We start from the raw sequence: 13,841 nt of genomic DNA, 5'->3' as shown, positions 1-13,841 counted from the left end.
CTCTCCCCCACGCCTTAAGGGCGCGGGAGGGGCCCCCACCGCTCGCTCCGTCTCGGCTCTTTGATTCATCCTTCGGATGCCGAGCTGCATCGCAAGGCGCCGGAGCGGCTCGATAGCGGAGCTATTGGGACGTTTCGACAACGCCGCGTGGGGGCACCTCCCAGCGTTAGCTGGGGGAGTGCCGTGCCAGACGCCGCGGGCCCGGCCATGACCCATCGGACAGGCCCTAGTCCTGTTTGCTGCCTGCCCAGGGAGCCGCCCCGCGCCTCTCCGGCAGGCCCCACCCCTCAGGGGCGGCCCCCTCCCCACTCGACCCGCGCGCACCCCCTCGTAGCGCCGTCGGCAAAAGGAGCAGCCCCCATGCGCCTCCGTTCCCCCCTGCTGATATCCGCCGCCCTCGCCGGCGCCGTGTCCGTCCTGGGAATCACCCCCGGGGCGAGCGCCGCGCGGCCCGCCGTCGCCCTCCCCTCGCACGCCCTCGTCGGCTATCTCCACACCAGCTTCGCCAACGGCTCCGGCTACACCCGGCTCGCCGACGTCCCCGACAGCTGGGACATCATCGATCTGGCCTTCGGCGAGCCGACCTCCACCACCTCCGGCGACATCCGCTTCTCGCTCTGTCCGCGGAACGAGTGCCCCGGAGTGGAGTCCGAGGACGAGTTCAAGGCCGCGGTCAAGGCCAAGCAGGCGGCCGGCAAGAAGGTGCTGATCTCGATCGGCGGGCAGAACGGGCAGGTCCGGCTGGCCACCACCGCGGCCCGGGACACGTTCGTCGCATCGGTCGGCGCGATCATCGACCGTTACGGACTGGACGGCCTGGACATCGACTTCGAGGGTCACTCGCTGTCCCTGGACACCGGTGACACCGACTTCAAGAACCCGAAGACCTCCGCCGTCGTGAACCTGATCTCGGCGGTGAAGACCCTCAAGGCCAAGTACGGCGAGAAGTTCACCCTCACCATGGCGCCGGAGACCTTCTTCGTCCAGCTGGGCCACCAGTACTACGGCTCGGGCCCCTTCGGCGGCCAGGACCCGCGGGCCGGCGCCTACCTCCCGGTCATCCACGCACTGCGCGACGACCTCACCCTGCTGCATGTGCAGGACTACAACTCGGGCCCGGTCATGGGCCTGGACGAGCAGTACCACACCATGGGCGGCGCGGACTTCCACATCGCGATGACGGACATGCTGCTGGCCGGCTTCCCGGTGGCCGGCGACAAGGACAATCCCTTCCCGCCCCTGAAGCCCTCCCAGGTCGCGATCGGCCTGCCGGCCTCCGTCAACGCGGGCAACGGCCACACCTCCCCCGCCGACGTCACCAAGGCCCTCAACTGCCTCACCAAGAACACCGACTGCGGCGGCTACCGGCCGCACGGCGCCTGGCCCGATCTGCGCGGGCTGATGGCCTGGTCGGTCAACTGGGACCGCTACGGCAACTGGGAGTTCCAGAAGAACTTCGACGGCTACTTCGGCGGCTACTTCGGCGGCTGAGCGCATACGCCGGTAGGCGTCCGGCCACGGGACTCCCACAGCCACGGGTGGTAGTGGCTGAGGCCCGCGATGTCCCCGCTGTGTGCCGCGGTCACCGCCGCGACGATGGGCCACCCCAGGCAGCTCAGCAGTACCGGCAGGTAGCCGACGTCGGTGGCCACCGCCACCACGACCGTCTCCCCCGTGTACACCGCACCGCCGAGCACCGCCGTCAGCAGACCGCGGAGCAGTCCACGCGCGGTGATCCACCTGGGGAGGACGACCAGCAGTCCGCCGGTGGCCAGACCGAGCAGCGCGCCCACGGCCAGGCTGCCCCCGATGGCGGCGGTGGCGCGCTGGAGCCCGAACAACCAGTCGACCGGCGCCCGCGACACCAGGGCGGCGAGCCCCGCCAGGCCGCACGGGATGGCGAACCCCACCGCATGGAACGTTCCCACCCGCATGCCGAACCGCAGTCCGCGCCGGACCGTCCCGTTGCCTCGCATGATGCCCCCGCGGCCCCCGCGGCCCTCACGCTCCGAAGCGGAGCGAACGGGGTGAAGGTAGCGCACCCCGGCGTACGGGCCTCGCCCGCCCGCCGGGGTCGGCGCAGCTCAGCCGGTCAGCCGGTCTGCGACGCCAGGTACGCGTTCGCCTTGTCCGGGTCGTAGAAGTAGTTCTCGAAGTCGGACGGGTCGTTGAAGCCGTTGGCGAAGCGGTCGGCGACGCTCTGGAGCTGGCCGGCCGCGCCGATGATGTTCAGTACGTGCTCCGGCGGCGGGGCCAGCATCGCGTTGGTCCACTTGGTGACGTGCGAAGCGGTGTTCCAGTAGCGCTCGAAGGTGCTCTGCATCCAGTCCTCGTCGAAGGGCTGCTCACCGCGCTCGACGATGGAGGCGAGGTAGGACGCCGCGCACTTGGAGGCCGAGTTGGAGCCCTGGCCGGTGATCGGGTCGTTGGCGACGACGACATCCGCGACGCCGAGGACCAGACCGCCGGAGGGCAGCCGGCCGATGGGGTTGCGCACGGTCGGGGCGTAGCGGCCGGCCAGCGTGCCGTTGGCGTCGGTCAGCTCGGCCTTGGTGCTGCGGGCGTACTCCCAGGGCAGGAACTTCTCCATCAGCTCCAGCGTCGTGGCCAGGTGCTCGTTGGGGTCCTTGACGGTCTGGAAGACGTCCAGCGGGCCGCCGGGGATGCCCTCCCAGAAGAGGATGTCGGCGCGGCCGGAGGTGGTGAGGGTCGGCATGACGAAGAGTTCGCCGACGCCGGGGACGAGGTTGCAGCGCACCGCGTCGTACTCGGGGTGCTCGGGGCGCGGGCCCAGGCCGTGGACGTAGGCGACGGCGAGCGCGCGCTGTGGGGCGTCGTACGGGGAACGGTCGGCGTTGCGGCCGAACATGGACACCAGCTCGCCCTTGCCGGCCGAGACCAGGGTCAGGTCGTAGCGGCTCGCGAAGAAGTCCAGGTCGGATACGGCCGCGCCATGGATGACGAGCTGCCCGCCGCGCTGCGCGAAGGTCTCCATCCAGCCGGCCATCTTGACCCGCTGGTCGACGGACTGGGCGTAGCCGTCGAGCTTGCCGACCCAGTCGATGGCGCGCTGCGATCCGCCGGGCTCCGCGTGGCTGCCGGGCGCGGCGACCGAGACCCCCAGGCCCTCGATGCGCGGGGCCTGGCTCTCCCAGAAGTTGATCTGGAGGTCACGCTCGTTCTGGAGCGCGGTGTCGAACATGCACTGCGTCGACATGACCCGGCCGGAGCGGATCTCGTCGGCGGTGCGGTTGGACATGAGGGTGACCTCATAGCCCTGGAACTGGAGGCCGAGGGCGAGCTGGAGACCGGACTGGCCGGCTCCGACGATGAGTATTTTCCGCATGGCGGCACTCTTCTCTGCTACTGCTGATGTTCGGGGGTGAAGGGTGTGAGGGGTGTGCGGGGTGCGCCGGTGTGACGGAGAGGCCCCGTACGGGGGCCGGTTATTCCGGCGCGGCTTCCAGGGCGTGGCCGACCAGCGCGAGCAGCGACTCGATCACCGTGACCCGTTTCCGGGCGTCCATGATCACTACCGGCACGTGCGGGGGCACGGTCAGCGCGTCGCGGACGTCCTCGTCGTCGTAGGAGTCGGTCCCCTCGAAGTGGTTGACCGCGACGACATACGGCAGTCCGCAGCTCTCGAAGTAGTCCAGGGCCGGGAAGCAGTCCTCCAGGCGGCGGGTGTCGGCCATCACGATCGCGCCGATCGCACCGCGCACCAGGTCGTCCCACATGAACCAGAAGCGCTGCTGTCCGGGCGTGCCGAACAGATACAGCACCAGCTCCTGGTCGAGGGTGATCCGGCCGAAGTCCATCGCGACCGTGGTCGTGGTCTTCTCCGGGGTGGCGGTCAGATCGTCCGTATCGGCACTGGCCTGTGTCATCACCGCCTCGGTCTGGAGCGGGGTGATCTCCGAGACCGCTCCGACGAAGGTGGTCTTGCCGACGCCGAAACCGCCCGCCACCACGATCTTGGTGGCGATCGGCGCCCGCGAACGGTCCGTCTGCCAGCTCTGCAGCCCCGCGTCGGCGGCCGGAGCCACCGGGTCGGCCTGCCCCACAAAACCGGCGGTCGTCGTCGGCCCGGCCGATATCGAGTCAGAGCCTGTGAAGTCCACTCAGCACCCTTTCGAGCAGCGCGCGGTCGGGCCGGCCGGAGCCGTGCCCGGTGCCGTAGACGCGAATCTTTCCCTGGTCGGCGAGGTCACTGAGCAGTACGCGGACCACGCCCAGCGGCATCTTGAGGAGGGCGGAGATCTCCGCCACCGAGCGCATCCGGCGGCACAGCTCGACGATCGCGCGCATCTCCGGCATCACCCGGTCGCCCCAGCCGCCGGACGTCAGCTCGCGTCGCTCCTCGGGCGCCTCCAGCGCGGCCACGAAGGTCTCGACGAGCAGCACATGGCCGAAGCGCGTCCGCCCGCCGGTGAGCGAGTACGGCCGTACCCGCGAGGGTTTGCGGTCCCCGCCGCGTATGGGGAGTTTGGGATTACTCACTGGGCGCTCTCCATCGACTTGCGCAATTCGCTGCGGAGTTCGGGGGTGAGGACATGGCCGGCCCGGCCGACGAACAGCGCCATGTGATAGGCGATGACACTCATGTCGCAGTCCGGGGTGGCGTGCACACCGAGCAGCGAGCCGTCGCTGATCGACATGACGAACACGCTGCCCTCGTCCATCGTGATCATCGTCTGCTTGACCGCCCCGCCGTCCATGAGCTTGGCGGCGCCGGCGGTGAGGCTGCCGAGCCCGGACACGATGGTGGCCAGGTCCGCACTGGATCCCCTGGGCCCGTCACTCCCCTCCGGCCGTGCCGCCTCTTCGGTACGGTCCGGATCGGAGTTCAGCAGCAGCAGGCCGTCGGAGGAGACCACCGCAACCGAGCGGATACCTGGTACCTCGTCCACCAGGTTGGTCAGCAACCAGTGCAGATTGCGTGCCTGGCTGCTCAGTCCTTGTCCGTAAGCAGTGGGCGCTTGCGCCTTCAATCGCGTGCCTCCTCGACAACGTGGCTCTCTCCCGGGGCCCCCGCTCCGTCGGTGTCCGTCTGTGGGATGGTCTGCTCCGCTGTACGTTCAGCGATTTCGGCCTCGACCTCCCGTCGGCCGTCTCGCGCCCCCGCCTGAAATCCGCCGAGCCGTCGCCGCAGCGCCTCGGCGTTGGCCGCACCGCTCTTGCGCGGGGCGGCGGGCGCCTGATGCTGCGCCACGACCTTGGGCGTGCGCTTGGGCAGCCCCGTGGCCGTCCGCCGCTTCCCCGCGGGCGGGGCGTCGGCGGTCTGTGGGTCGGCCGGGGAGGCGTCGGCGGGTGCCGGGTCCGCCTCCGTGGGTGCCGCGTCCGTGGACGTCGATTCCGTCCCCGGGCGCGTGTGCTGGTCCGGGCCGATGGCGTACGGGTCGGACGCCGGCTGTGCCGCCCGGTCCACGGCCGGGGCCGCGTCGTCCTCGGGCCGTGTGTGTTCGCCGCTGCCGCTGGTGGTGGCGGCGTACGGGCCGGACGACTGCGGGCCGTACGGGCCCGGTTCGCCCGCGGCGTGCGTGGTGGGGCCCGTGGGCTGCTCGGCGGCGGGCGCCGGTGCCGGTTCGGCGGTGCCGCCGAGCCCGGCCGCGTCGATCGCGCGCTCCGCGGCGGCGACGAACGGGTCGGGGCCGGAGGCCGGGGCGGGCGCGGGCTCCGCGTCGGCGGTGTCGTCGTGGCCGGGGCCCGGCGCGCCGTCGTGCCCGGCGGGCTGCTCGGCGGTCCGGGAGTCGTCCTGGGCGGTGTCCTGGCCGGTGTCCTCGGCGGGATCCTGACCGGTCTCCTGGGCCGGGACCGGGGCGGCGGCCGCACTGCCGCCCACCGCCACCGGCTCCACCCTCGTCACCCGCGTCTGCAGCGCGTTGGAGTTCGCCTCGGCGACCGAGCCGGGCAGGGTGTGCGTGACGTCCGGGGTCGCCGACGAGGGCGCGGACGCCGGAGCGGGGCGGGTGGGCAGGATCGAGCCGGGCAGGACGATGACGGCGGTGACGCCGCCCTGCTTCGCGTCCCGCAGCTGGACCCGGATGCCGTGCCGGGCGGCCAGCCGCACCACGACGTACAGGCCGAGGCCCAGCGCCTCGTCGACGGTCTCGGAGATCGAGGCGGCCTCGACGTCCGTCAGCCGCTCGTTGAGCTCGGCCATCCGCTCCGCGGTCATCCCTATGCCCTCGTCCTGGACCGAGAGCATGACCTCGCCGCTCTCCAGCAGCCAGCCGGACAGCTCGACATGGGCGTCCGGCGGCGAGAACGCGGTGGCGTTCTCCAGGAGTTCGGCGACCAGGTGGCTGAGGTCGTCCGCGGCGAAGCCGGCGACCTGGGAGTGCGGCGGCAGCGACTGGATACGCACCCGCTCGTAGCGCTCGATCTCACTGATCGCGGCGCGCAGCACGTCCAGCAGCGGTACGGGTCCCGGGTGGCTGGTGCCGTGCTGTTCCGCGCCGGCGAGCACGAGGAGGTTCTCGCTGTTGCGGCGCATCCGCGCGGCGAAGTGGTCCAGCTTGAAGAGGGTTTCCAGCCGCTCCGGGTCCTGCTCGCTCTCCTCCAGCGACTCGATGACGCCGAGCTGGCGCTCCACGAGGCCGAGGGTGCGCAGCGAGAGGTTGACGAACCGGCCGTGCACGCCGGCGTGCACGGCCGCCAGCCGCTCGGTGAGATCGGCGATCTCCTCCTTGAGCGTCTCGCCCTGCTCCTGGAGAACCTCGCGCTCGGCGACCAGCCGCTGCCGGCCGCCGACCAGCCGCTTGCGCTCGCCCTCCAGCTCCGCGGTGCGCCGCGCCAGCTCGCCGACCTGGGCGTGCAGCGCGTTGACCGACCGTACGGCGGCGGCGAATTCGTCGTTGCGGCCCTTGTAGGTGATGGGCTCCTCGTGCGCAGGGTCGGCGGCCACCCGCCTGGCGCCGATCCGCAGCGCCGCCAGCGGCTGGGTCAGGGAGCGGGCGGCCCAGATGCCGGCGCCGACGGCCAGCAGCAGGCAGAGCGCCTCCAGCCCGATGCGGATCTCCAGCTCCGTCACATCGTCGTCACGCAGCGCGCCGAGCCGCTGGATGTCGGCGGTGGCCATGGCGGATTCGACGCCCCGCATCAGCCCGATACGGGCGGTCAGGGCGGTCTCCACCCGCTGGCGGCTGAGCCGCAGATCGGCGGCGTCCAGGCGGGGCTGGTCGGTCAGCCGGGTCAGATAGCGCTCGGCGGTGTTGACGTCGGCGCCGTTGACGGTGCGGTCGTAGCGGTCGCGGGCCCCCTGGCTCGCGGACTGCTCGAAGTCGCCCAGCGCGCCCTGTTCGCGCAGGTGCGCCACCTGGGCGGCGGCGGTCAGCCGGGGCTGGCTGCCGCCGGCGTTGAGGCCGGCGAGCAACAGGGCGCGGGCGCCCGCCGCCTGGTCGGTGGCGCGGCCGAGGGCGGGCAGCGCCTGGGTGTCGGCCTCTGCGGAGTCCGCGCGGGCGGGCAGTCCGCGGGCGATGTCGTCGCTGATCGCGCCGAGCGCCTGGATGACCTGGGTGTAGGCCTGGTAGATCTGCTCGGCCGAACCGGGCCCGGTCAGCGCCTGTTGGCGGGTCTGCGGCAGCGCGGCCAGAAGCTTGGCGGCGGCCGCGTACACGGCGGTGTCGCCCGAGGCGTCCTGGGCCTCGGAGCGCAGCTCGCCGATCTGCCGGTCCACGCGGGCGCGCTGGGGCCCGGAGACCCCGGCGGCGTCGGTGCCCACGCCGTTGGCCGCTGTCGCATTGGTCCCGGTGGTGTTGGTCCCGGTGGTGTTGGTCCCGGTGGTGTTGGTCCCGGTGGTGTTTGCACCGGTACCGTTCGTCCCGGCGGCGTTCGTCCCGGTGCCGTTGATTCCGGTGCCGTTCGTCCCGGTGCCGTTCGTCCCGGTGCCGTTGACCGTGGTGTTGTCGGCCCCCGCGCCCGTACGGCTGCCGCGGCCGGCGGCGACATACGCCGTCATTCCGTCGCGCTCGTCCGCGAGGGAGTGCGCAAGCGCAATGGCGCGGGCGTTCAGCTCGGCGAGATCGACCAGTTGCTGACTGTTGTTGGCGTTGTCGGCCGTGCCGGCGAGACCGGGGGCACCGGCTCCCAGAACGGCGGCGGCCACGACGGCCACCGCCCCGACGAGCCGGTTGCGCACCCGTGCGGGACGCCGTCCCTCGCGGTCCTCACCGCCGTCGGCCGAACCCGGCCCCTTTCCAGGACCCGAGCCCGTGCCCGGTCCCGAGACCGAACCGGCCGGTGAACCCGGCTTCCCTGCGCCGCCCCGAAGCCGCATCTTCCGCACCGCTGCTCGCATTCCTGTCTCGCCTGCCCACGCCATATGGCGTCGCGGACCCGGCTCGCTCTCCGCTCGCGGGTGCGGATCTGTGCGAGGACCGCAGCAGCGCACACTTCCGCGAGGGGAACAGCCCGGCTCTGCGCGTCGCGACGAACGTCCTGGCCCCACCCCATGATTCGGGCAACGACCATTCCACCGGCGCCGCGCAGTGGCTCGGCAACACATGCCCGGCCACCTGAACGAGTGAACATCAATCGGAGTTTGACCATCAACTTCCGTGCGGCAACGTTTTCGGCCGCAACCCCGGGCAACCCCCGGACGGGTTTGGAGATGCGTCCCGGTCCTGGCAGGATGCGCGCCCGCACACCGCCGGCCCTGCGGTCCTTACCTTCGGTAAGCCGCGTACCTGGCCGCACGCCAACGCCGCTGCGCGTACCCGGCCACCGGGGTAGAACCGCGGTCTTCGGCAGACTGACGGGCATGCGCATCGAACTCGCCACCGAGCCGGGCGACCCCCAACGCCCAAACGAGGACTACGCGTCAGTAGCCCTGCCGGCCTCCGGCCAGGGCGGAGTCCTGGTCCTGCTGGACGGCGTGACGCCACCCCCGGAGGACTACGGCTGCGTCCATACGGTGCCGTGGTTCACCGCGCGCCTCGGTGGCGCAATGCTCCAACTGTCGGTTTCACACCGGGATATGACGCTCACTGAGGCGCTCGCCGCGGCCATCTCCCGGACGGCCGATATTCACCGGGCCTCGTGTGACCTTTCTCACGTCCGTACTCCGCAGGCAACTGTGGTCGCCGTACGGTGGTCCGGGGACACCGTCGAGCATCTCGTGCTGTCCGATTCGGTCCTCCTGTTGGAGCGGACGGACGGCTCGGTGCACCCGGTGCTCGACCCCCGGCTGGACGAACTGCCGCCCGCGCTCCGCGAGCGGCGCGCCGCCGTACGGGCGCTGCCCCGCGGCTCGGCGGAACGGGCCGCCGCGGGCCGGGAGTACGGCCGCGCGGTCGAGGCGCTGCGCAATGCCGAGGGGGGTTTCTTCACCGCGGCCGCCGATCCCGCGGTGGCCGCCCGCGCGGTCACCGGCAGCACACCGCGCGCGGAGATCCGCTCACTGACCGCCCTCAGCGACGGCGCGAGCCGCTGGGTCGAGGTCTTCCAGGAGGGCTCCTGGGCGGACTGCGTGGCACTGGTTTCCCGGCAGGGCCCGCAGTCGCTCATCGACCACGTACGTGCGGCGGAGGCGGCGGACCCGGAGGGCGCGGCCCATCCGCGCGGCAAGGCGCGGGATGACGCGGCGGTGATTTTTGTGATGCCGTGAGCAACGGCGGCGGGCGGTCGCAGGCCGCGCGCTACGCCTCGTCCGCCTCCTGCTCCGCGTTCAGCTGGTGCAGGAGACGGGCCAGTTCGGCGACCTCGGCGCGGTCCCAGGAAGCGAGGCGGCGGGCGTACTGGGCGCGGCGGCCGGTGCGGACGCGGGTGAAGCGGTCGCGGCCCTCGTCGGTGATGCGGACCAGGACCGCGCGGCCGTCGGCCGGATCCGGTTCGCGGGCGACCAGGCCGAGCCGCTCCAGGGCGTGCAGCTGGCGGCTCATCGTGGCCTTGCCGACGCCGAAGAAGCCGGCGAGGTCGGTGGCGCGCTGGGCGCCGGCGTCGGCCAGCCGGACGAGGAGGCCGTACGCGGCGGGCTCCAGGTCGGGATGTACCTCTCGCGCCAATTCGCCGGAAGAGGCTCGGGCCCGGCGGAGAAATACCGCCAATTCACGTTCCAGGGCGAGAAATACGTGGTCCACACCAATCGGCTCGCCGTCCGCCGCCGTACCGTCGGCTCCGGTGTTGTGCACGTCAGCGCCCATTCCCGCTTTCCCTCATCTGAAAGTTTCCGCCATCGGCGGCCGAAGCCGCAGCTCGGCCAGTATTTCGCAGGATTAGACCAACGGCAGCCCAGGGACCCTCTTTTGTCACGCCGGTCTACGCGCGTATCGTGATTTCTGGCATGGCCACACCAAACGGCAAACGTTCCACCGCGCGTCATGCACCGCGCACCTCCGTGTCAGCACGCCGGCGCCATGCCGTCAGATCATCCCCCCTCAGGTCAAACCCACCGAGATCTTCGGAGGCACGTATGTCCGTGCTCAGATCCGGCTCCCCCCATCGCCCCGCACGCTCGCTCGCGACCGTGGCCGGGACCCTTCTCGCGATCGTCTCCCTCCTGATCGGCCTGCCCGGCACCGCCGGTGCGGCGGCCACGCAGCGCGCACCGGAACCCAGCCACCCCGGACAGGACTGGGCCGGTTCCCAGATCGCCAAGCACGAGGGCACGGCGGCCGGCATCGCACCGCCGGCCTCCTCGCTCGCGGCGTCCGTCGAGGGCGTGGACGTCAGCAGCCACAACGGCAATGTCGCCTGGTCAACGCTCTGGAACAGCGGAGTCCGCTTCGCCTATGTCAAAGCGACGGAGTCCACGAGCTACACCAATCCGTCCTTCGCGCAGCAGTACAACGGCTCGTACAACGTCGGCATGATCCGCGGCTCGTACCACTTCGCCACGCCCAACACCTCCAGCGGCGCCGCCCAGGCCAACTACTTCGTCGACCACGGCGGCGGCTGGTCCAGGGACGGCAAGACGCTGCCCGGCGCGCTGGACATGGAGTACAACCCCTACGGGGCGACCTGTTACGGGCTGAGCGCGGCCGGACTGGTCAACTGGATGAAGGACTGGTTCGCCACCTATAAGGCGCGTACCGGACGGGACGCCGTCATCTACACCTCCACCAGCTGGTGGAAGCAGTGCACCGGCAACTCCGCGGCCTTCGGCGCCATCAACCCGCTGTGGGTCCCCCGCTACGGCTCCTCGGTCGGCGAACTCCCGGCCGGCTGGGGCTTCCACACCATCTGGCAGTACACCTCGACCGGCCCGACGGTCGGTGACCACAACCGCTTCAACGGCGCGCTGGACCGGCTCCAGGCGCTCGCCAACGGCTGACGGCGCAGTGGCGGCCGGCCCGCCCCTGGTACGAGGGGCGGGCCGGCCGCCATGGTCAGGCCGCGACCGGGACCTCGGGCGCGGCGCCGTTCGACGCCGGTGTCAGCGCCAGCTCCAGGACCTGGCGGACATCCGCGACCGGGTGGACCTCGAGGTCTTCGAGGATCTCGGCCGGTACATCGTCGAGATCCGGCTCATTGCGCTTGGGGATGATGACGGTGGTGATCCCCGCGCGGTGCGCCGCGAGCAGCTTCTGCTTGACGCCGCCGATCGGCAGCACCCGCCCGGTCAGCGAGACCTCACCGGTCATCGCCACATCCGGCCGGACCTGCCGACCCGACAGCAGTGAGGCCAGGGCCGTCGTCATCGTCACGCCCGCACTCGGCCCGTCCTTGGGGACGGCGCCCGCCGGTACGTGCAGATGCACTCCGCGCTCCTTCAGGTCGGCGACCGGAAGCTCCAGCTCCGCGCCGTGCGAGCGCAGGAACGACAGCGCGATGTGCGCGGACTCCTTCATGACATCGCCGAGCTGGCCGGTCAGCTGGAGCCCGGACGCGCCGGTCTCCGGATCCGCCAGCGACGCCTCCACATAGAGCACATCGCCGCCGGCGCCGGTGACCGCGAGACCGGTGACCACGCCGGGCACCGCGGTGCGCCGCTCGGCCGGGTCCTGTGCCGACTCGGGGGTGTGGTGCGGCCGCCCGATCAGCGGGCGCAGCTCGTCCGCCCCCACCGTGAACGGCAGCTTCCGCTCGCCGAGTTCGTGCTGGGCGGCCACCTTGCGCAGCAGCCTGGCGATCGCCCGCTCCAGGTTCCGTACGCCCGCTTCACGGGTGTACTCGCCCGCCAGCTTGCGCAGCGCGTCGTCCTCCAGCGTCACCTCTCCGGGCTCCAGACCGGCCCGCTCCAGCTGACGCGGCAGCAGGTGGTCCCGGGCGATGACGACCTTCTCGTCCTCGGTGTAACCGTCCAGCCGGACCAGCTCCATGCGGTCGAGCAGCGGCTCGGGGATGGCTTCGAGGACGTTGGCGGTGGCCAGGAAGACCACATCGCTGAGGTCGAGTTCGACCTCCAGGTAGTGGTCGCGGAAGGTGTGGTTCTGCGCGGGGTCCAGGACCTCCAGGAGGGCGGCGGCCGGGTCGCCCCGGAAGTCGGATCCCACCTTGTCGATCTCGTCGAGCAGCACCACCGGGTTCATCGACCCGGCTTCCTTGATAGCCCGTACGATCCGGCCGGGCAGCGCGCCGACATACGTACGGCGGTGACCGCGGATCTCCGCCTCGTCCCGGACGCCGCCGAGCGCGACCCGGACGAACTTACGGCCCATGGCCCGCGCGACGGACTCGCCGAGCGAGGTCTTGCCGACACCGGGCGGCCCGACGAGCGCCAGCACAGCCCCTCCGCGACGGCCTCCCACGAGGCCGAGGCCGCGCTCCGCCCGCCGCTTGCGGACGGCCAGGTATTCGGTGATCCGCTCCTTGACGTCCTCCAGGCCCGAGTGGTCCGCGTCCAGGACCTCCTTGGCGCCGGCGATGTCGTAGGCGGAAGCGCTGTCATCAGTTCGTTCGTTCCACGGCAGTTCGAGGACGGTGTCCAGCCAGGTGCGGATCCAGGAGGCGTCGGGGCTCTGGTCGCTGGACCGCTCCAGCTTGTCGACCTCCTTGAGGGCGGCCTTGCGGACGTCCTCGGGCAGGTCGGCGGCCTCCACACGGGCGCGGTAGTCGTCGCTCTCGTCCTCCGGATCGCCATTGAGCCCGGCGAGTTCCTTACGGACCGCCTCCAGCTGCCGCCGCAGCATGAACTCCCGCTGCTGCTTGTCGACGCCCTCCTGGACGTCCTTGGCGATGGACTCGGCGACATCCTGCTCGGCGAGGTGGTGGCGCAGCGCCTCGGTGGCGAACTTCAGCCGTGCGACCGGGTCGACGGTCTCCAGCAGCTGGACCTTCTGTTCGGTGGTCAGGAACGGCGAGTAGCCGGAGTTGTCGGCGAGGGTGGGCACATCCTCGATCTGCTGGACGCGGTCGACGACCTGCCAGGCGCCGCGCTTGCGCAGCCAGCTGGTGGCCAGCGCCTTGTACTCCGTGACGAGTTCGGCGACCGAGCCGGGCAGCGGTTCGGGGACCGTCTCCTCGACGGTCGTCCCCTCCACCCAGAGCGCGGCACCGGGCCCGGTCGTACCGGAACCGATCCGCACCCGGCCCAAGCCTCGGATCAGGGCTCCGGGATCGCCGTCGGACAGCCGTCCGACCTGCTCGATCCGCCCGAGCGTGCCGATCCCCGCGTAGGTGCCGTCGACCCGGGGCACAAGCAGCACCCGCGGCTTGTTACCCGATGAGGCGGCGGCCTGCGCGGCCTCCACCGCGGCGCGGACATCCGCGTCGGACAGGTCCAGCGGCACCACCATGCCCGGGAGGACGACCTCGTCATCGAGGGGCAGCACGGGCAGAGTGAGCGATGTGGACGTCGAAGCCATGATCTCCCCTTCGGCAAGCAAGTTGAGCTTTACCCACTCAATGCAGCCGGGGCAGGGGATGTTCCCTCTCGCGCGTTCGCTGTGAGCGATCAGGGG

The 13,841-nt window shown here is 71.4% G+C and carries 10 protein-coding genes and 1 pseudogene; 3 read left to right on the top strand and 8 right to left on the bottom strand.

Features of this window, described 5'->3' with window-relative positions; all coding sequences use genetic code 11:
• Positions 1–462: 462 nt before the first annotated feature.
• Positions 463–1,491, top strand: a pseudogene (locus KI385_RS30230) (chitinase); the annotation flags it as partial.
• On the opposite strand, the gene KI385_RS30225 reads toward KI385_RS30230, so the two are convergent.
• From KI385_RS30225 to KI385_RS30200, 6 genes are all read right to left on the bottom strand, one after another.
• Entirely contained in the window at positions 1,476–1,976 is a 501-nt protein-coding gene (locus KI385_RS30225) for a hypothetical protein (protein ID WP_238575282.1), read from the bottom strand. The pseudogene KI385_RS30230 and the gene KI385_RS30225 sit on opposite strands and share 16 nt — an antisense overlap.
• A gap of 116 nt (positions 1,977–2,092) precedes the next feature.
• A complete protein-coding gene (locus KI385_RS30220) occupies positions 2,093–3,346 on the bottom strand; it encodes a styrene monooxygenase/indole monooxygenase family protein (protein ID WP_238575279.1) in 1,254 nt (417 codons plus the stop codon).
• 100 nt (positions 3,347–3,446) lie between these two features.
• Positions 3,447–4,064, bottom strand: coding sequence for a GTP-binding protein (locus KI385_RS30215; protein ID WP_238577921.1), 618 nt, complete (start codon positions 4,062–4,064; stop codon positions 3,447–3,449).
• A gap of 37 nt (positions 4,065–4,101) precedes the next feature.
• Positions 4,102–4,500: a DUF742 domain-containing protein gene (locus KI385_RS30210; protein WP_238575278.1), complete on the bottom strand. Its 399-nt coding sequence runs from the start codon at positions 4,498–4,500 to the stop codon at positions 4,102–4,104.
• On the bottom strand, positions 4,497–4,991 hold the full coding sequence (locus KI385_RS30205; protein ID WP_238575276.1) for a roadblock/LC7 domain-containing protein: 495 nt from the start codon (positions 4,989–4,991) through the stop codon (positions 4,497–4,499). The genes KI385_RS30210 and KI385_RS30205 overlap by 4 nt, the downstream gene beginning before the upstream one ends.
• Positions 4,988–8,140 (bottom strand): sensor histidine kinase, encoded by a 3,153-nt coding sequence (locus KI385_RS30200; RefSeq protein WP_238575274.1) that lies wholly within the window; start codon positions 8,138–8,140, stop codon positions 4,988–4,990. The genes KI385_RS30205 and KI385_RS30200 overlap by 4 nt, the downstream gene beginning before the upstream one ends.
• 621 nt (positions 8,141–8,761) lie before the next feature.
• Here KI385_RS30200 and KI385_RS30195 point away from each other — a divergent pair.
• Positions 8,762–9,607, top strand: a complete 846-nt coding sequence (locus KI385_RS30195) for a protein phosphatase 2C domain-containing protein (RefSeq protein ID WP_238575272.1) — start codon at positions 8,762–8,764, stop codon at positions 9,605–9,607.
• Between the two features lie 31 nt (positions 9,608–9,638).
• Here the strand turns inward: KI385_RS30195 and KI385_RS30190 are convergent, their stop codons facing one another.
• Positions 9,639–10,142 carry a MarR family winged helix-turn-helix transcriptional regulator gene (locus KI385_RS30190; RefSeq protein WP_238575271.1) on the bottom strand — a complete coding sequence of 168 codons (504 nt, stop codon included), beginning with the start codon at positions 10,140–10,142 and terminating at the stop codon, positions 9,639–9,641.
• Between the two features lie 269 nt (positions 10,143–10,411).
• Here KI385_RS30190 and KI385_RS30185 point away from each other — a divergent pair, with 269 nt between their 5' ends.
• The gene (locus KI385_RS30185; protein ID WP_238575270.1) at positions 10,412–11,272 is read left to right on the top strand and encodes a lysozyme; all 861 of its coding nucleotides are present in this window, start codon (positions 10,412–10,414) and stop codon (positions 11,270–11,272) included.
• A gap of 55 nt (positions 11,273–11,327) precedes the next feature.
• On the opposite strand, the gene lon is transcribed toward KI385_RS30185, so the two are convergent.
• Positions 11,328–13,745, bottom strand: coding sequence for an endopeptidase La (gene lon, locus KI385_RS30180; protein ID WP_238575269.1), 2,418 nt, complete (start codon positions 13,743–13,745; stop codon positions 11,328–11,330).
• Positions 13,746–13,841: the final 96 nt, after the last annotated feature.

Origin of the sequence: Streptomyces inhibens (genome assembly GCF_022221585.1) — a bacterium.
In the GTDB taxonomy this organism is placed as follows: Bacteria; Actinomycetota; Actinomycetes; order Streptomycetales; family Streptomycetaceae; genus Streptomyces; species Streptomyces inhibens.
Note: the sequence above shows the minus strand (reverse complement) of the source record. Positions and strands in the feature narration are given on the sequence as shown.